This is a genomic window from Blautia sp. An81, assembly GCF_002161285.1.
GTDB lineage: Bacteria > Bacillota > Clostridia > Lachnospirales > Lachnospiraceae > Blautia > Blautia ornithocaccae.
Map to the genome: position 1 here is coordinate 25,320 of NZ_NFHH01000024.1, position 18,772 is coordinate 44,091.

The following is an 18,772-nucleotide window of genomic DNA, read 5'->3' on the forward strand; positions in this document are numbered from 1 at the left end:
CCTCCTATTCTGCATCCGGATGCTCTTCCATGTACTCTTCCAGATTTCGGATCGTATCACGGTTATACCTTACCCACTCTGTGTCAAATCTCTCCAGGAAAGTATCTGTTGCGTTTTCGCTGTCGTCCAGCAGATAGGTCTGGATCATAGCATCTACAGCCATCTCACTTGGATAGTGGTGATCCTGATAATCCGCCAGATATCCATCTTCGATGTAAGTCTTCATACCATCCAGCATTGGAGCCAGTTCAAAGTCTCCCTCCTTACAGGGAACTGCGTTCTGGTCGTCCAGATAGAACTGAACGTTCTCATCCTCCAGCAGGAAGTCCAGAACTTCGTAAGCAGCCTCCTTATGCTCAGACTCTGCCAGCACAGAAAACTGCAGGTCATTACCGGAGTTCAGTTTATTCACAGAAGCGTCCTCACTTGCGGGCATTACAAAAGAGTCAATGTTGATATCCGGATTTACAGACTGGATCTGAGGAACCGCATAACTTCCGATAGGATACATAACCGCTTCCCCTCTGGCAAATGCCGTACAGGCATCATTATAGCTGTAAGCAAAAGGATCGTCCTGGGCATAATCCAGAAGTGCTCTGGTCTTTTCCGCAACTTCCCGGTAGTTATCTGTAAAGTTGGCTTCCCCTCGGTTTACCTGGGAGCAGATATCAGAATCCACCAGGTCTACAGCAATGGCATTCCACGGTGCCAGACAGGTCCAGGTATCTCTGAATCCAAAGAAGAAAGGCTGAAGGCCTTCCGCCTGGATATCCTCGCACAGTGCCAGGAATTCGTCCCAGGTAGTGGGGATTTCCCAGCCATACTCATCAAAAATGTCCTTGTTATACAGCACACCAGCGGCATTGGCTGCATAAGGTACCGCATATACGCCTTCCTGAGGCACCAGTTCCAGTTCTTTATCCATGTCCAGATACGCCTGTTTGATACTGTCCAGTCCTTCATAGTCAGAAATATCCATCAAAAGTCCTGCATCCAGGAAGTTTGAATAGTTCATATCGCCGCCGATACCGATAATATCCGGATAGTCCTCACGGATAAACCTGGTCTTCATAATCGTCGTCGCATCGTTTGGAGAGTCGATCACCAGTTCAATGTCGTCATGGGTCTCATTGAACTTTTTCTCCAGTTCCTCAAACACGCCCACTGCTTCCTGTTTGTACTGAATCATTTCAATCCGGATTTTTCCGTTGTCTCCCCCTGAGAGACTGCACCCGGACATTACTCCTGCTGCCGCCATGATTCCTGCCAGGGTAACACTGACAGCGGCAATTTTCTTTCTTCTCATCTTCTCATTCCCCTTTCCTGATGATGATCATTTTAGCTTCAAAAGGACGCAGAGTTCCAAAAGATCCCTCTTCTGCATAGTTGGAAATCAGGACTTCCTGGCCATTCCATGTGTCTGGGAGTTCATACGAAACCTCCTGTCCTTTAAAGTTACATAATACTAAAAGCTGTTCTCTCTCCGTAGTTCTTGTATATGCAAAAATACATGGGTCATCTTTAAGAAGAAGCTGAAATTTCCCTTCTGTGAGGATAGGCTCTGTTTTTCTCAGCCTGATCAGTTTCTGGTAATAATAGAATATAGAATCCTGATCGATCAGCGCTTCCTCAGCATTGATCATGGTATAATTCGGATTACACCGTATCCAGGGAGTACCTTCTGTAAATCCTGCATTTGGCCCCTCATTCCACTGCATGGGAGTTCTGGCGTTATCTCTTCCCTTCACATAGACAGAACGCATCACATCTTCTTCTTTGTATCCCTGTTCTATCCGTTCTTTGTACATATTAAGAAGTTCAATATCTCTGTATTCCTGAATGTCAAACTGAACATTTGTCATTCCCAGTTCTTCACCCTGATAGATATACGGGGTTCCCTGCATTCCATGAAGACAGGTAGCCAGCATCTTGGCAGATTCTATCCTGTATTTTCCATCGTCTCCAAACCGTGAAACAGCTCTGGGCAGGTCATGGTTGTTCAGAAAAAGGCTATTCCAGCCTTTGTTATAAAGGGCTGTCTGCCATTTTTCAAAAACCTGTTTAAACTCCAGGAAAGGCAGTTCTCTAAGGTCCCATTTTTCTTTTCCAGGTACCTGGTCCAGTACCATATGTTCAAACTGGAAGACCATAGAAAGTTCGCTTCCATCTGGATTGCTGTAAAGCATAGCTCTTTCTGGTGTAGCACTCCAGGCCTCTCCTACCGTTACTAGGTCTCCTTTCTGGAAAGTTTCCCTGCTCATTTCCTTCAGGTAAGGATGAAGCATCTTTCCCTCTGCCATTACCATTTTATCTGGCTCTTTTCCGATAAGGTCAATGACATCCAGACGGAAACCGCCTACGCCTTTTTCCATCCACCAGTTGATCATCTTATAGATTTCCTGACGAAGTCTTGGATTCTCCCAATTCAGATCAGGCTGTTTTACAGAAAACTGATGGAGATAATACTGCTGGCACTCTGGCACCCACTCCCAGGCAGGTCCGCAGAACGCAGATTTCAGCTCATTTGGATAGACTCCTTCCACCCCATCTCTCCACACATAATAGTCATGATAAGGGTTATCCTTACTCTTTCTGGCCTCTATAAACCATGGATGCTCGTCCGACGTATGATTCAAAACCAGGTCCATGATAATACGGATGTTCTTCTCCTTTGCTTTCTGGATAAGTTCCTCCATATCCTGAATATTTCCGAAAATAGGATCAATATCCTGATAGTCTGAGATATCGTATCCATTATCGTCCTGGGGGGATTTATACACAGGTGAAAGCCAGATGGCGTCAATTCCCAGTTTTTCAAGATAATCCAGCTTCCGGATAATACCTTGAATATCTCCGATCCCATCTCCGTTGCTGTCATAAAAACTTCTTGGATAAATTTGATAAATAACCGATGTTTCCCACCATTTTCTAGTCACTTTTTCCATGGTCTTCTCCTTCACGTTTTACTTACTGAATATAAGCCTAATTAGTTTTGTGAGGTTTTTCAATAAGTGTTGCAAAAAACTACATTACTTTACAAGTTTTTTACAGCTTTTTTGTGCATTTTGTTAAAAATCCCCTGTATTTTACCCTGTCTGGAATATATGCATCCTATACGGATACTTTCCATCTTTGGTCAAAATACAGGGGGATATGCTCTTTTATACAACATTCTGGCGTTTCCAGATATTCCGCACGCTTTCCCTTACAATCAGCTCCGTAGGCAGTTCCATGCTGTGCACCATGACTTTCTGCCCATAAATTCTCTTCAAAAGGAGTTTCACAGCTTCTCTTCCCTTGTCTGTAGGGGACTGGCGCACTGTAGTAAGAGTAGGCCTGGACAGCCGTGCATAAACATTGTCATCAAAACCTACCACCGAAATATCCTCCGGCACCCAGAGATTTTTTGAAAAGAACACGCTCACAGCTTCATTAGCATAGAGGTCTGCTGCAAAGAATGCCGCCGTGTATCCTTTCTCCCTGGCTGTTTTGGCAAACCTCCGCAAAACCTCATAACGAAGGTTTTTTTCCTGGGGAAGGAAATGATAGTCCTCCTGGGAATAGGGAACCCCTTGTTTTTCCAATGCCTCCTGATATCCCCTCAGCCTGGCCTGATTGCTGGCCAAGGGCTTTTCCTGATCACAGAAAAAAGCAATCTTTCTATGTCCCTGTTTGAGCAGATAAGAAGTAAGTTCCCTGGCGCCCTCCCGGTCCTGTAGGCCGATATTATCATAATTTCCCTCTCCGCAATCCACGAATACCAGTGGTTTTGCCGTCCTCTTGCAGAGAGCCTCACATCTGCCGGGATCACATCCCAGGATAATACTCCCTTCCACATTGTGGGCGGAAAGCTTTTTTAGAAACTCATCTTCACTATAAACCGTACTACATACCACATTTCTTCCTGTTTTTTCCAGTTCTTTTTCTATAGCCTCCAAAAGTTCTGCACAGAAAGGATCTGTATAAATATGTTCTCTTACACCGAAAAAGAATTCCACTATCACCAGTTTTAATTCATCCTGGCTGCCTCTTCCACCTTTGTTTTCCTGAACATAATGATTTTTTATCAGCATCTCCTCAATCCGCATGCGGGTCTGCTCAGACATTTTCTCTGTCCTGCCATTTATTACATTGGAAACTGTTGTAGGGCTGACGCCAAGCTGTTTGGCAATCTCCTTAATCGTAATCATAACCTTCCACCTTTTAGAATAATTAGTAATATATTAATCTTATAAAAATATATGGAAAAATTCAACCTTTTCCCAAAATATTTCCATGTTTGATTAACATTTTTTCATATAGAACTGAGTAAATATCACAAAGCGGGAATACCGGATTCTTTTCCGATACTCCCGCCTTTCAAAGCAGCCTTATTCTAATAGTAGATTTACAGGTCTTCCAGTTCCTCTTCAAGCATAGCTTCGTCTTCTTCGCTGAGAAGTTTGGAAATCTGAAGGGCCAGCTTACTGTCCTCATCTTCCTCTTCATCTTCTTCATCAAATTCTTCCAGCTCTGCAATATCCTCCATGGCATCCAGAAAATCCAGTTCCTGAGTATCTCCCAGGTGGAGTTCTTCTTCCTCCTGATCCGCTTTTCTGTCCTCTCCGTTCTTCAGCTCTTTCAGTTCAAGTTCCACTTCCTCTTCAAGGTCATTTAAGGAAGTAGGCATGCTGCTGATGATCTGATGGACTTCCTTATACGAGGACATAAATCTCTTTTGGGCCTGGTTGATCAGCTCTACGATCCCATTCATTTCTTCCTGGACAGCCAGATACTTTTTCTTGCCTTCCATCAGTTTATCATCAATCTCGGACTGAACAGATTCTACCTTGCGTTTTGCCTCTGCCTCAGCGTCCTGAAGCATTTTCTCACATTTTTCTCTGGTTTCTCTTTCCATGGTGTCTGCCTTTACTTGAGCCTCAAACACCAGCTTTCCGATACTCTCATAGTTATCGATATATTTCTGGTACTTTTCCTTAATGTCTTCTTCCAATCGTACCTGATATTCTTCTTTCAGCTCAATACGCTTCTGAAGTTCCGCGATTCTGGCATCTTTTTCTTCAATCTGCTTTTTATATGCTTCCTGCTGCTCTGCCATCTCGTCCTTCAGCTTCTGTATCTGCTCCTGAACCTCTTCCTTATCGTAGCCTCCCATGAGAGTTGTCTTAAACATTTCGTATTCTGCCATAACACTCCACCTCTTATCTTTCTCATTGTACATATTTACTGATAATGGCCCAGACATCATCTCGCTGGAAGCCAAGCTTCCATTCAGCCACACCGGCCAGATCATATTCCTGGATAAGTTTCATTTTTTCCTCCAGAGACTCCTCGTCTTCCAGCCACATTTTCAGGACTTTATTGTCCACAGTTGCCTCCGCATAATTTTGTGACATATCGGTATTCCAGTACACCTCCATGCCATACTGTTCTACATAGGCATCTGCCTGGTCCATACTACAGACTTCACTGGTCACTGTTCCATTATTAGCCTCTGTCCACAGCCGGGTATAGAAAGGCACACCGTTGATCACCTTCTCCTTAGGCACTTCTGAAAGTGTCTGGGTAATCCCTTCTTCCACAAATGGGAGAGATGCAACAGATCCTGCTGTTTCAGAGCCAACTGTGTGCTCGTCATATCCCATGATGATCACATAATCAGCCAAAATTCCCTGTTCCCTGCGGTTATAGAAAGCCGTGTACTGGGGCACTGGATTGTCTATAGACAAAACCAGCCCGTTATTCCTGCAGGCAACAGAAAGCTCCCTTATAAACTGGATAAAATGGACAGCTTCTTCCTCTGTCAGCGACTCAAAATCCACATTAATCCCATCCATATCCACCCGCTTTGCTTCTGAAATCAACATATCAATGATATGCTGTCTTGCACTGCGGACAGAAAGAGTTTCCAGGGCGCTCACATTTTCATTAAAATTATCAATCAGTCCCCATACTTCCAGACCTTTCTCATGGGCCTGCCGCACATAATCTTCACTTGCAAGAGAAGAAATATTCCCCTGGGTACTGGTTACAGAAAACCAGGTGGGGGAAATTACATTTACTCCCGTCATATTCTGGGTATCTGCGGCAAAAGCCTGATTTGCAGCTTCTGAAGTAACCTGATGCCAGGCCAGATTAATCTTATGATCCCTGGTCAAACTGGTAAAGTTTTCCTCATAGCTGCCTGTATAGGTATATTCTGTCTCTTTTGCTGATGACAGAGCGCTGTTTTCCACATATCCGTCAATTCCATCTTCAGTCATTACCCTGGACCAATTATCCAGCTCTTCCAGTAAAATCATCTGTTCTCCGGCTTCCACATCTTTCAGGATCGGACTTTTGATCCCTCCCTGATAGCGTACCTGAGTCTCTTTGCTGGATTCTACTGTACGGACAGATTCCCATTTGTAAAGGATCACGGCTCTTGCCGGATTCTCATAGACGGTTCCCTGAATTTTCATATATTGTTCCAAAAAATCAAGTGCAATATAATATTCCCCGTCTATCTGCCTTACAATTGGATAGTTTTCTGTGACTGTTTCCCCTTCTCTGGTATAACTGCTGCTTTCCGGCTGTATCTCCATGATTTCCGTGGGCAGTGTATACAACATCTGCTGGGTTTCCTGGTCCCAGTAAAATCTTCCGTTCAGTTCCTCTGTTATCACCTGATAAGGAATGTATGCAATCCCATCCTCTATTTTCCCTTTGGAAGTACTTATGCTATCTTGTAAAACCAGGGATAATTCATTTGCGGCTCCCTGCTGATAATAGTCTGCTAAATCCATCCTGGCATCTGAGGGAGTATATCGCCGTATGGCACTTGTGATCACTCCCGCTGCTCCCACTAAAATGATCAGAAGCAAAGCGACCAGAACCGGAGCCAGCCTGCTGCTGCGCCTCCTTCTCCTTCTTCTACTTTTTTTTGCCATATTTCAGCTCCTCTTCATTATCTTTTGGCTCATGTGTATTATAGCATATTTTTCCTCGCCGTCATTATTTTCTTCCAGGATTTCATGAATTTTTCAGTTTTTTTCTATTTTGTATACAATTGAAAGCCGGTTTCTCCAATAAAATCAAAGGACAATCCCTGAATCTTTCCCTGTTCATCTTGTATATAATCCCGCATATATTCTCCCATCTCTGCAATCTGACATGCCTTCTCTATTTGTTTTGCTGTGGTCTGCTTCCCGTTTAAGAGCAGTGGAATCCCCTTTTTGCAATATATCTGCAGTTCCCGATGGAGTCTTTGTCTTTCTTTTTTCTTCATTCTTTTTAACGCAGGTTTTCCCGTGATATATTATTTCACCTGCAGCTCCTTTCCCGCATAATCCTCTCCATTTAAAACTCCTTTAGCCGATAGAGGAGGCTGTCCCTGTTAAAATCACTCTCTGCAAAACTCTCTGTCTGATTTCTGATGACACAAATATAGCGTTATTCCTGTCTCCTGCCTGGAAATATGCGGCAATACAGAACGTATCCTCCGCTTGCAGCAGAATGCTGCGACAATGAATCTGAAAAGAACAATCTGAAAATCCCGAAGGCTGCTGAAGTTTTCACCCCTTTCTGTAATAAGATACAGAACCGCCTTCTCTATCTGAAAGTCATTATACCATTATCCTCCGGCAATAGCAAGTATTTCCTTCTTTACAAGCTTGTGTTGCATAGTATATAATATGAAATGGAAAATAACATCTTAATGAATCATATTAGATAGGATGTGACTAAAAATGAAAATAGAAAAGATTAACGAAAACCAAATCCGCTGTACTCTTACTAAATCTGACCTTGAAGAAAGACATATCAGACTCAGCGAACTGGCCTACGGCAGTGAAAAGGCAAAAGATCTTTTCCGCGATATGATGCAGCAGGCTAATACAGAATTTGGTTTTGAAGCTGACAATATTCCACTGATGATTGAAGCAATTCCCGTTTCATCAGACAGTATTATCTTAATAATATCCAAGGTAGAAGACCCTGAAGAACTGGATACTCGTTTTTCTAAATTTACACCTTTCGGAAGCTCCGGAAACGGCAGTTCCGAGGGCACTGGCATAGAGCTGGAGGGTGCTGATGATATCCTGGATATCTTCAAAAAAATCTATGAAGCAAAATCCAAGGCTGCAGAAAACCGGAAAAAAGAAAAAAGTCCGGCTTCACCTGCATCTTCCAAACCGGCAGAGCCGGCTATTTCCGTAAACCTTATGCGGGAGTACACTTTCCCCACTTTAGATGCAGTGATTGAGGCTGCCCATGGGTTAAATAACTTCTTCACCGGTGAAAGCGCTCTGTACAAAGACGAGAAGAATGGTTCCTACTCCCTGATCCTCCATCAGGCTGGAACTTCTCCTGAAGATTTCAATAAGGTCTGCAATATGCTTTCCGAATACGGAAAAGGCCACTCTTCCTCAGCGGCTAAGGAAGCCTTCTTAATGGAACACGGCGGCTGCATGATAGCGAACTCTGCCTTAAGCAAGCTGACCCAGATTTAAGATGTCTGTTTTCCAAGGACACAAAAATCAGCCTTTTTATGTCTCTGACATGAAAAGGCTGATTTTGCATTTTCTTCTCTCCGAATATGGAATTATTTATTTTCCAGGTAGTCGTTGATCTGAGCAACTAACATATCTCCGTTAATTCCATGAACCATAGCGGCCTCTGCAAGAGACTCTCCCTGAGCAGAAGGGCATCCGATGCAGTGCATACCGGCTCTCATTAAAATTGGAACGATATTCTCATCTAAACGGATCAATTCACCGATTGTCATCTCTGGTGTTACTTTCATGGATATTTCCTCCTTAAAATTTTTTCTGTTTTATTATAATCCCTTTTCCCAGTATATTCAACTGTTTTTATCCATTTTCGGTCACATAACCTGTTAGTGCACTACCCGTACAGTCAATAATAAGATTCCCATGTATTGTACCGAATTTAAGACTTGTATTCTTGAAATAAATATATTAGAATAAGCGTAGTAACTGAATTACATATTCAGAATTATAAAGGAGGGTACAACCATGGCATACGTAATTACAGACGAATGTGTAAGCTGCGGAACATGCGCAGGAGAATGTCCAGTAGAAGCTATTTCTGAAGGAGATTCCAAATATGTAATCGACGCTGATACATGTGTTGACTGCGGAACATGCGCAAGTGTATGTCCTACAGAAGCTATTGTAGAAGGCTAATTATTTACATTTGCTGACTGGTACACAGGATTTTGTGTACCAGTCTTTTTTTTTGTTTTATAGAGAAAGGGACTTTCCTATAGATAAAAAAGGAGCCATGGCACATTCCACAACTCCTTTTCTGCTAATTCTTTTTCCTTCCGGTCCTTCCCAGCAGCCTTCTCTTTCCCTGGCCTTTTTTCTCCGCCGACGCAGCCACCTCTCTTCTGGACTGCTGACAGTCTCTGATTCGCTGGTCCAGTCTTTTATAACGGGCTTCCTCTGAATTCTGTTCCTGAAGCCGCTGCTCTACAAGCCGGCTGATAAGCTCCATAAATTCCGGAGGGATTTTTCCCTGTTCTTTTTTTCTCTGAGCTCCCTCTGTCTTTTTCTTTTCTCCGGTCCTGTCCTTCCTGAGAGTCTCATTTTTGTAGAAAAAGGGCGTCAGTTCTCCAATCTCCTTCAGAGAATACCCCCTTTTCTTCAGTTCCTTTATACTCAGGAATACCTGAATATCCCATCGGGTGTAGTATCTGTGTCCCATCTCATTTCTCTTTATCGGCAATTTCAGTTCTTCCTCCCAGTACCGCAGCACATGGGACTGAACCTCCAAAAACTTTACTGCCTGAGAAACTGAGTAAATGGTCTCCTCCATATACTGACCCCTTTCACATTTTCTCTCCAACAATTATAGCAGACCTGTCCTGAAATGCAAGAAAATATGTTCGACAAAAAGCGTTGACAAGTCCTATCCTGGATGATACACTAAGAAAAACAGCCAGGGAGCCCTGAAGGGCTGAGAGGAAGCGCCTGAGACTTCGACCTGTATTACCTGATTTGGATCATGCCAACGTAGGGAGTGTTATATAGCATACATGGAGTATTTCTATATCTGCACCCTATTTAGGTGCAGATTTTTTCTATAGAAAAGTCCTTCGGGTTTTGCAGAAATGTTCTCCAGTCAGAATCCCACCGGCGGAGCACTGCCCGCCAGGGAATCATCATTTTACTCACATCCTTCAGAAATTCTCCGGCAATATTTAATGGGAGGAAACCTATGAGCTATACAACACAGATGGACGCTGCCCGCCAGGGAATTATCACCCCTCAGATGGAGGCAGTGGCAGAAAAGGAACAAATAAATGTCAGAGAGCTTCAGGCGCTGATGGCCCAGGGAAAGGCCGTGATTCCTGCCAACAAGCTCCATACCTGCCTGGAGCCTAATGCTATCGGCTCTATGCTGAAAACAAAAATCAATGTAAATCTTGGTACTTCCAGAGACTGGAAAGACCTGGATATGGAACTTGAAAAAGTAAATGACGCAGTAAAAATGGGGGCAGAATCCATTATGGACCTTAGTTCCTTCGGTGATACCCAGAAATTCCGGAGAAAACTCACTGCCCAGTGCCCTGCAATCATCGGAACTGTTCCTATCTACGATGCCGTTGTCTACTATCACAAACCCCTGAAGGAAATCACTTCCAAAGAATGGATTGATATTGTAGAGATGCATGCCAAAGACGGAGTGGACTTTATGACCATCCATGTAGGGATCAATAAAGCTACCGCCGGACGTTTCAAGAAAAATAAACGTCTTACTAATATCGTTTCCAGAGGAGGCTCCATTATCTTTGCCTGGATGGAGATGACCGGTGAAGAAAATCCTTTCTATGAGCACTACGACCATATCCTGGATATCTGCCGGGAATACGATGTAACTCTGAGCCTGGGAGACGCCTGCAGACCTGGCTGCATTGCAGACGCAGGAGATATCTCTCAGATTGAAGAACTGGTAACTCTGGGAGAACTGACTAAACGGGCCTGGGAAAAGGATGTCCAGGTAATCATTGAAGGACCGGGACATATGGCTCTGAATCAGATTGAGGCCAACATGAAAATACAGCAGACCATCTGTCAGGGAGCGCCTTTCTACGTACTGGGACCTCTGGTAACCGATATTGCTCCTGGATATGACCATATTACAGCCGCTATCGGCGGTGCTATTGCAGCAGCCAACGGTGCCTCCTTCCTCTGCTATGTAACTCCGGCAGAACATTTGAGACTCCCTGATGTAAATGACGTAAAAGAAGGCATTATCGCTTCAAAGATCGCAGCCCACGCTGCAGATATCGCAAAGGGTATTAAAGGAGCTGCCGACTGGGACCGTCAGATGAGCACAGCCCGAAAAAATCTGGACTGGGAAGAAATGTTCCGTCTGTCCATTGACCCTGAAAAGGCCAGACGCTACAGAGCTCAGGCAAAACCGGAAAAAGAAGACACCTGCAGTATGTGCGGCAACTTCTGTGCAGTAAAGAACATGAACCGTATCCTGGAAGGAGAAATCGTCAGCATCTACGACGAATGATCTTTCAGTAAAAAGAGCTGTCACATTAGACATATATCAGGAATAAAATGTATAAATATTCTCGACTCTATCTAATGCGACAGCTCTTATTTTTTCATATTCACAAACTTCGTATAATTTGGCATCCATACCAGGTTTACCGTACCGATAGGACCATTTCTCTGTTTTGCGATGATGATCTCTGCAATATTCTTATTTTCAGAGTCTTTATTATAATAATCATCACGATAGATAAACATGACCACATCGGCATCCTGCTCGATAGCTCCTGACTCTCTCAGGTCGGAAAGCATAGGTCTGTGATCAGGCCGCTGTTCCACTGCACGGCTCAGCTGTGACAGAGCAACTACAGGAACATTTAATTCTCTGGCAAGGGCTTTCAGGGAACGGGATATATCTGAAATTTCCTGCTGCCTGGACTCGCTTCTTCCGCTGCCAGTCATCAGCTGGAGATAATCGATAAAGATAATACCCAGATTATGCTCCATTTTATATTTTCTGCACTTAGATCTCAGCTCTGAAATAGAAATGCCCGGCTTATCATCAATGATCAGATTGGAATTTCCGATAACATTTGCCCCTTCTATCAGCTTGGCCCATTCTTCATCCTCCAGGTTTCCTGTACGGATATTCTGAGAATCCACCTTGGACTCCAGGGCCAGAAGACGGTTTACCAGCTGTTCCTTAGACATCTCCAGACTGAAGATGGCAGCGGTTACATTGTTGTGAAAAGCCATATACTGGGCAATGTTCAGGACAAAAGCCGTCTTTCCCATAGAAGGCCTCGCCGCTACCAGTATAAGGTCTGAGGGCTGAAATCCGGAGGTCTTATAATCCAGATCGATAAACCCGGTGGGAATTCCCGTAACACTTCCCTGATTTCTGGAAGCCTTCTCAATTTTTTCTATGGCGTTCAGCACCACCTGGCGGATAGGCACATATTCCTGGCTTCCCCTGTTCTGGACCAGGTCAAAAATTTTTTTCTCCGTAACTTCCAGAATATCCTGTGTCTTTTCTTTTCCCAGATAACAGGCGTTGCTGATTTCCTCCGTGGTTTTGATCAGCTTTCGCAGCATAGCTTTCTCTGCCACGATTTCTGCATAGTATTTTACATTTGCCGAGGTAGGCACTGCGGAAAGAAGGTCCCGCACAAATTCCATGCTGGAGATTTCCGGCGGCAGGTCTTTCTCTTTCAGTCTCTCCTGAAGGGTTACCAGATCTACCGCTTTTCCCTCATCATGGAGCTCTACCATAGCCTCAAATACTATCCCGTACTGCTGCTGGTAGAAATCTGCCCCGGTTATGATCTCTGAGGCTTCGATAATAGCATCTCTGCTCATGATCATAGAACCGATGACCGATTGCTCCGCTTCCATACTGTGGGGCAGTATCCTTTTCATCAATGCCTCTTCCATACTGAGGAAACTCCCTTCTAGCGTAACTCCATATTCTCAGTCAGACAATAACTTGTCCGCCCATTAAGCTTCTCTGACAACCACTTTTAACTGTGCAGTTACTTTAGGATGGAGCTTTACAGGTACCATGGTAGTTCCCAGTTCCTTGATCGGAGACGGAAGCTGCATTTTCTTTTTATCAATATCGTAGCCCAGCTGTTCCTTAGCGGCTTCTGCGATTTCTTTTGTAGACACAGAGCCAAAGGTCCTGCCATTCTCTCCTACTTTAATACTTACCGTTACTTCTTTTGTCTCCAGCTCTGTTTTAAAGGCTTTGGCAGCCTCCAGATTTTCTTTTGCCACCTTCTCTTCGTGGGCTTTCTGGAGTTTCAGTTCATTAATGTTCTTCGGTGTTGCCTCCACTGCCAGTTTTTTTGGAAACAGCATATTTCTGGCATAGCCGTCGCTTACATTTACAATGTCCCCCTTTTTTCCATGGGACTTTACATCTTCGATTAAAATTACTTTCATATCTCTATGTCTCCTTCGTGAATCATCTGGTCAAGAGTCTCTTTTAACTGAGCGATTGCTTCTTCCACTGTAGCTCCCGGAAGCTGAGCGCCTGCCATATTGATATGGCCGCCTCCGCCCATCCGTTCCATGACAAGCTGTACATTTATCTCATCAATGGCCCTGGCGCTGATAAAAATCTTATTCTGATAATCTGTCAGAACAAAAGTTGCTTTCACACTGTCGATGTTCAGCAGTTCATTGGCCGCCTGTGAAGCGACAACTGTAGGACTGTCCACGCCCTCTGTAGGGCAGACAGCTATGGCAAAACATCCCTTGTAGGTTTCTACATGGCGGATAGCCTCTGCCTTTGCCCGGTAAGACTGGAGATCATCCCGGAACATCTTCCTTACTCTGGTTACATCGGCACCGCATCTTCTCAGAAAGGCAGCAGCTTCAAAAGTACGCACCCCTGTTTTGGAAGTAAAATTGTTGGTGTCAATAATAATTCCTGAATACAGGGCGTCTGCCTCTATGTTGTAAATCCGTATGTCATCCGAGAAATACTGAAGGATTTCCGCAACCATCTCGCAGGCTGAGGAAGCGTAGGGCTCAATATAAGAAAGCACTGCATTCTGGATTACTTCACTTCCCTGTCTGTGATGGTCAAGGACTACAATGGTCTTGCTCATGTGGAGAAGGTCTTCACACTCTGTGTAGCTGGGCTTATTGGTGTCTACCACCACCACTACTGTATTGTCATCTACAATATCTCTGGCCTCATCGCTGCTGATGAACATATTTTCATCATAATCCGGATTATCCTTGAAAGTCTGAATGATGGGACGCACAGACATAGTAGGATTATTTACAACGATGTGGGTTTTCTTATTCAAGGACTTAGCTGCCCGGTAAATACCAATGCCGGCACCTATGGAATCCACATCAGGGATCTTATGTCCCATAACCACTACCTTATCCTTGCTCACCATAAATTCTCGGAGGGCATGGGCTTTTACACGGGCCTTTACACGGGTGCTCTTGCCCATCTGCTGAGATTTACCACCGAAATAAGTCATCTGATCCCGGTCCTTGATCACCACCTGGTCACCGCCGCGCCCCAGAGCCAGGTCAATGGCAATACGGGCATATTCGTAATTCTGGGAGTAACTGGGGGCGTTAATGCCAATACCGATGCTGATGGTCACCGCCATGTCATTTCCTATATTGACAGTCTTTACATCCTCCAGGATATTAAACCGTTTTTTCTTTAACTCTTCCAGAGAGCGCTGACGCATTACAAGAATAAACTTGTCTTTTTCCAGCTTTTTGATCAGCCCATCCACCTCGCCGAAATATTTGTTCAGCTTTCTCTCGATTAAAGCTACCAGAAGAGAACGCCTTACTTCTTCCACACTGTTAAGGGCTTCTTCGTAATTGTCCAGATACAGAAGGCCTGTAACCAGCTTTTCATCTTCTTTCTGGCGGATATACTGATTCAGCTCTGTCTCATCAAAGAGATACAGGGCAGTAAGATCATTATTTCCCTCAGGCTCTACCAGTCCGGATTCCTCCAGCAGACGCTGAATAGATATAGGCCGCATAACTGCCCGGTAATCTTTTTCTTCATACTGGAAAGTCACCTCTGCCTCCCGCTCTGTAGGCAGTTTGTCCTTGGTCAGCTCCGGAAACAGATTGGTCACTGACTTCCGGTACCTCCGATTTTTTCCTGAAAGGGCCGCAAAAGCGTCATTCATCCACAGGATTTTTCCATTATAATCCAACAGTGCATAGGGTACGATGAATTCCTTCAGCAAGGTTTTCTGAACTTGCCCATATTGGGTGGCGAAGGAGATCAATTCGTTCATAATGACTGCTCTGCTGTGAAAATACAGAAAAACCACAATTAAAACATATGCCGCAACAAAAATGCTTACCAGTCCTCCGGCTTTCCTGTCAACTGTAAACACCAGAATGTCCATGAACACCAGCAAAACCGTCAGTATCATAGGCCACTGCATGTAAAATTTCAGCTGACCTTTAATCTTTATTTTTCCGTCCATAACTTCACCTGCATGCATATTAAAATGCGATTTAACAGTCCTCCATTAATAGATATTCTGATATATTATACCATTATTTTAATAACAGCACAACTTTTAATTTACCTGTGGAATACTCCCCTGCCGCGTGTGCATCACCCCGGGAAGACTTTTTTATCCTATAGGGCAGTCCAGAGGACTTTCCTATAGGATAAAAATAAGGCGCGCTGCTCAAGCAGCACGCCTCGCATTTTTAATTAGTCCTGTACATAAGGCATGATAGCCATATGTCTTGCTCTCTTGATTTCTACAGTCAGAGCTCTCTGATGCTTTGCACAGTTTCCTGTGATTCTTCTGGGAAGGATTTTTCCTCTCTCAGAAACGTATCTTTTTAATTTATTTGCATCCTTGTAGCTGATCTCGTTGTTTTCCTGTCCGCAGAATACACAAACTTTTTTTCTTCTGCGTCCTCCTCTTCTCTTCATTGGAGAATCTGGTCTATTACCTTTTTCGTAAGCCATGGTCTTTACCTCCTATCAATATTGGCCGCTCTTAGCTGAAGGGCAGCTCCTCGTCAATTCCATCAGGAATGTTCATAAACCCATCTGCTGACGCGGCACTGGGAGAAGGTGCTTCATAAGGTGTCGGCGCTCCTGCGGGTGCACGTCCCACATGGCTGTCGCTTACAGCCTTGCTCTCTGCAAATTCCTGCTCCTCCACTACCACATCTGTGGTATAGACTTTGTTTCCATCACGGTTAGTATAGCTGCCGGTCTGGATACGTCCTGTTACCAGGATCTTGATTCCCTGACGGAAATATTTTTCTGCAAACTCTGCCTGTCTTCCAAAAGCTACACAGCCGATAAAATCAGCCGTAGCCTCTCCGTCTCTTTTAAAACGACGGTCAACAGCCAGCGTATATCTTGCAACTGCTGTTGCGTTGTCTCCTGCGGAATATCTCACCTCAGGATCTCTTGTTAAACGACCCATTAAAATTACTTTATTCATATCATCACCTCATATAATACTTAAACATACGTTATTCAGAATCAGTAATTTTAAATGGATTCTGATATGCGGTCTGCGGATTACGCCTCTTTTTTCACAACTAAATATCTTAATACATTATCCATAATGCGGACATGACGCTCGATTTCAGCAGGTGCTGTAGCGTCAGCCTCAAACTGGATGAAGTAGTAATATCCCTCGCGCATTTTCTGGATCTCGTAAGCTAATCTTTTCTTGCCCCATTCTTCAACTTCTGTGATGTTTCCGTTGTAGCGGGTGATATAGCCTTTTGCTTTTTCTACTACTGCCGCACGAGCTTCATCTTCCAGCTTTGCATTAACGACTAATGCTAATTCGTATTTGTTCATGCTTGTTGTACCTCCTTTTGGTCTTTTGGCCCCCTGATCAGGTCAGGGAACAAGGATTGCAGAACGTGTCGGGAAACACTATTCTGTCCTGAAATAATATATCACGGTTGCTTATTCTAACATAAAACCAAAGGATATTCAAGCCTTTTTTTTCAATTCTCTGGCACTTTTTTCCACGGCTTTCCTGGCGATCATGATCTGATGACCACAGCCCATGCATTTCAGCCTGAAATCCGCTCCCACTCTCAGAATCTCCCATTCACTGCTTCCACAGGGATGCTGTTTTTTTAATCTGACAATATCCCCTACTTCATAATCAAATTTCATATTCTTTTCCTCATCACTCCTGTATCTGTGCAAAAACTTCCCCTATGGGCTGGCTGATCAGAAGTTCAGCCATATTATCCCGGGGTGTTGGATCTCTGTTTATGACTACCAGATGGTCTCCTCTGAAATAATCAATAAGAGAAGCTGCCGGATATACGGACAGCGAAGTTCCACCGATGATCAATATTTCCGCCTGGGAAATCGCCCTGACAGATTCCTGGAGCACATCAGAATCCAGAGCTTCTTCATAAAGGACCACATCTGGTTTGATGATCCCTCCGCACTTTTCACATCTGGGCACTCCCTGGGTACTTTTTATATACTCAATATCATAAGATTTCCCGCATTTCATACAATGGTTTCTATAAACACTTCCGTGAAGTTCCAGAACCTTTCTGCTTCCTGCCATCTGATGGAGATTATCAATATTCTGGGTAACAACCGCCTTCAGCTTTCCCGCTTTTTCCAATGCAGCCAGTTTTTTATGAGCTTCATTGGGCTGGGCTTCACAAAGCATTTTTGTCCTGTAAAAACGATAAAATTCTTCCGGATTTTTCATAAAGAAACTATGGCTCAAAATCACCTCAGGAGGATAATCCCACTGCTGATGGTACAAGCCGTCTACACTCCGAAAATCTGGTATCCCACTTTCTGTGGAAACACCGGCTCCACCGAAAAACACAATATTTTCACTTTCAGAAATCATTTTCTGCAGTCTTTCCACTGCTTCATCTCTCATGCTCATCCCTCCTGGTCTGAAATCTTTCTCCCTGTTTTACGTCTAATACTCTCCTTCTCTTTTTGCCTGTACTACAAAACGGGTGGCGTCATTTCCTGTGCAGGTAGAGAGCGTAATAATCTTGTCTTCCTTTGTCACTTCTACTCCAAAGTCTACCAGAGACTGGGCTTTCATATTTGCCAGATACTGTTCAAACTGCTGGTCCGGTCCTGAAAACAGAGTATATACTTCTCCGGCTGCATCTACTACATGGCTGGAAAAAATCTCATACCGATAATTCTTATCCGGAGTGCATATCCAGACATAATGGCCTGGAAGAGATTCCTGACTCTGGAAATATTTTCTGAGAAGGCCGAACATGGAGCCGTTCCTCATATTATGTCCATAGATAATAGTGTTGCAGTCCTGGAAGTCACTGCTGTTAGTATACTCAATGAAGATAGAACCTGCAGAATTATAGTTTCCTTCAAAGGTATGATGGAGATAGTAATCATTGTCTGTTCCCTGTACCACCGGATAGCTGATTTCCGTACCTTCAATCTGAATCCATGCGATGATATCAGGATTTATCCCTTTCAGGCTCTCCCAGTCCACAGTGGGAGGCACCGGCTGTTCTGCCTGTTCTCCTTCTGTACCCTCCTGGTCACTGGTATCTTCCTGTACATACTCCCGGATACGGTCATACTCCTGGGTTCCTTTTTGATATTCCAGAAAAATCCCTCCCAGCTGTACCGCTGAAAACACAAATACGCAGGCAGCTATGATCAATATGATATATCGCAGAATGTCACCTGCTGTCTTTCTTTTTTTCTTAGTCTTGCTCATGTTCCGCTCCCGTTCAGGACCATCCCCTGT

The 18,772-nt window shown here is 44.0% G+C and carries 20 protein-coding genes and 1 riboswitch; of the genes, 3 read left to right on the forward strand and 17 right to left on the reverse strand.

What is annotated here, in order from left to right:
- Positions 1 to 4: 4 nt before the first annotated feature.
- From B5G33_RS16535 to B5G33_RS16560, 6 genes are all read right to left on the reverse strand, one after another.
- Positions 5 to 1,306 carry an ABC transporter substrate-binding protein gene (locus B5G33_RS16535; protein WP_087274407.1) on the reverse strand — a complete coding sequence of 434 codons (1,302 nt, stop codon included), beginning with the start codon at positions 1,304 to 1,306 and terminating at the stop codon, positions 5 to 7.
- Between the two features lie 4 nt (positions 1,307 to 1,310).
- A complete protein-coding gene (locus B5G33_RS16540; RefSeq protein WP_087418426.1) occupies positions 1,311 to 2,945 on the reverse strand; it encodes a glycoside hydrolase family 13 protein in 1,635 nt (544 codons plus the stop codon).
- Positions 2,946 to 3,161: 216 nt separating this feature from the next.
- On the reverse strand, positions 3,162 to 4,190 hold the full coding sequence (locus B5G33_RS16545) for a LacI family DNA-binding transcriptional regulator (protein WP_087418427.1): 1,029 nt from the start codon (positions 4,188 to 4,190) through the stop codon (positions 3,162 to 3,164).
- Between the two features lie 197 nt (positions 4,191 to 4,387).
- Positions 4,388 to 5,188: a hypothetical protein gene (locus B5G33_RS16550; protein WP_087274414.1), complete on the reverse strand. Its 801-nt coding sequence runs from the start codon at positions 5,186 to 5,188 to the stop codon at positions 4,388 to 4,390.
- 22 nt (positions 5,189 to 5,210) lie between these two features.
- Positions 5,211 to 6,929 carry a glycosyl hydrolase family 18 protein gene (locus B5G33_RS16555; RefSeq protein ID WP_087418428.1) on the reverse strand — a complete coding sequence of 573 codons (1,719 nt, stop codon included), beginning with the start codon at positions 6,927 to 6,929 and terminating at the stop codon, positions 5,211 to 5,213.
- Between the two features lie 104 nt (positions 6,930 to 7,033).
- A complete protein-coding gene (locus tag B5G33_RS16560) occupies positions 7,034 to 7,267 on the reverse strand; it encodes a hypothetical protein (protein WP_087274418.1) in 234 nt (77 codons plus the stop codon).
- 460 nt (positions 7,268 to 7,727) lie between these two features.
- Between B5G33_RS16560 and B5G33_RS16565 the strand changes: the two genes are divergently transcribed.
- Entirely contained in the window at positions 7,728 to 8,489 is a 762-nt protein-coding gene (locus tag B5G33_RS16565) for an adaptor protein MecA (protein ID WP_087418429.1), read from the forward strand.
- Positions 8,490 to 8,581: 92 nt separating this feature from the next.
- Here B5G33_RS16565 and B5G33_RS16570 read toward each other — a convergent pair whose 3' ends face one another.
- On the reverse strand, positions 8,582 to 8,782 hold the full coding sequence (locus tag B5G33_RS16570; protein ID WP_087274422.1) for a DUF1858 domain-containing protein: 201 nt from the start codon (positions 8,780 to 8,782) through the stop codon (positions 8,582 to 8,584).
- Between the two features lie 232 nt (positions 8,783 to 9,014).
- Here B5G33_RS16570 and B5G33_RS16575 point away from each other — a divergent pair, with 232 nt between their 5' ends.
- On the forward strand, positions 9,015 to 9,185 hold the full coding sequence (locus B5G33_RS16575) for a DUF362 domain-containing protein (protein WP_087274425.1): 171 nt from the start codon (positions 9,015 to 9,017) through the stop codon (positions 9,183 to 9,185).
- A 124-nt stretch (positions 9,186 to 9,309) separates the two neighbouring features.
- Here the strand turns inward: B5G33_RS16575 and B5G33_RS16580 are convergent, their stop codons facing one another.
- The gene (locus tag B5G33_RS16580) at positions 9,310 to 9,819 is read right to left on the reverse strand and encodes a helix-turn-helix domain-containing protein (RefSeq protein ID WP_087274427.1); all 510 of its coding nucleotides are present in this window, start codon (positions 9,817 to 9,819) and stop codon (positions 9,310 to 9,312) included.
- Between the two features lie 114 nt (positions 9,820 to 9,933).
- A riboswitch (TPP riboswitch) is annotated at positions 9,934 to 10,040 on the forward strand.
- A gap of 181 nt (positions 10,041 to 10,221) precedes the next feature.
- Here B5G33_RS16580 and thiC point away from each other — a divergent pair.
- Entirely contained in the window at positions 10,222 to 11,529 is a 1,308-nt protein-coding gene (gene thiC / locus B5G33_RS16585) for a phosphomethylpyrimidine synthase ThiC (protein WP_087274429.1), read from the forward strand.
- Between the two features lie 86 nt (positions 11,530 to 11,615).
- Here the strand turns inward: thiC and dnaB are convergent, their stop codons facing one another.
- From dnaB to srtB, 9 genes are all read right to left on the reverse strand, one after another.
- On the reverse strand, positions 11,616 to 12,944 hold the full coding sequence (dnaB, locus tag B5G33_RS16590; protein WP_087274431.1) for a replicative DNA helicase: 1,329 nt from the start codon (positions 12,942 to 12,944) through the stop codon (positions 11,616 to 11,618).
- 63 nt (positions 12,945 to 13,007) lie between these two features.
- Positions 13,008 to 13,454 carry a 50S ribosomal protein L9 gene (gene rplI / locus B5G33_RS16595; RefSeq protein WP_087274433.1) on the reverse strand — a complete coding sequence of 149 codons (447 nt, stop codon included), beginning with the start codon at positions 13,452 to 13,454 and terminating at the stop codon, positions 13,008 to 13,010.
- A complete protein-coding gene (locus B5G33_RS16600; protein WP_087274461.1) occupies positions 13,451 to 15,496 on the reverse strand; it encodes a DHH family phosphoesterase in 2,046 nt (681 codons plus the stop codon). The genes rplI and B5G33_RS16600 overlap by 4 nt, the downstream gene beginning before the upstream one ends.
- Positions 15,497 to 15,732: 236 nt before the next feature.
- Positions 15,733 to 15,996, reverse strand: coding sequence for a 30S ribosomal protein S18 (gene rpsR, locus B5G33_RS16605; protein WP_087274435.1), 264 nt, complete (start codon positions 15,994 to 15,996; stop codon positions 15,733 to 15,735).
- A gap of 31 nt (positions 15,997 to 16,027) precedes the next feature.
- Positions 16,028 to 16,483 carry a single-stranded DNA-binding protein gene (locus B5G33_RS16610; protein ID WP_087274437.1) on the reverse strand — a complete coding sequence of 152 codons (456 nt, stop codon included), beginning with the start codon at positions 16,481 to 16,483 and terminating at the stop codon, positions 16,028 to 16,030.
- 80 nt (positions 16,484 to 16,563) lie between these two features.
- Entirely contained in the window at positions 16,564 to 16,851 is a 288-nt protein-coding gene (gene rpsF, locus B5G33_RS16615) for a 30S ribosomal protein S6 (RefSeq protein ID WP_087274439.1), read from the reverse strand.
- A gap of 138 nt (positions 16,852 to 16,989) precedes the next feature.
- Entirely contained in the window at positions 16,990 to 17,178 is a 189-nt protein-coding gene (locus B5G33_RS16620; RefSeq protein ID WP_087274441.1) for a DUF951 domain-containing protein, read from the reverse strand.
- A 13-nt stretch (positions 17,179 to 17,191) separates the two neighbouring features.
- Entirely contained in the window at positions 17,192 to 17,917 is a 726-nt protein-coding gene (locus tag B5G33_RS16625; protein ID WP_087418430.1) for an NAD-dependent protein deacylase, read from the reverse strand.
- Between the two features lie 42 nt (positions 17,918 to 17,959).
- A complete protein-coding gene (gene srtB / locus B5G33_RS16630; protein ID WP_087274445.1) occupies positions 17,960 to 18,742 on the reverse strand; it encodes a class B sortase in 783 nt (260 codons plus the stop codon).
- Positions 18,743 to 18,772: the final 30 nt, after the last annotated feature.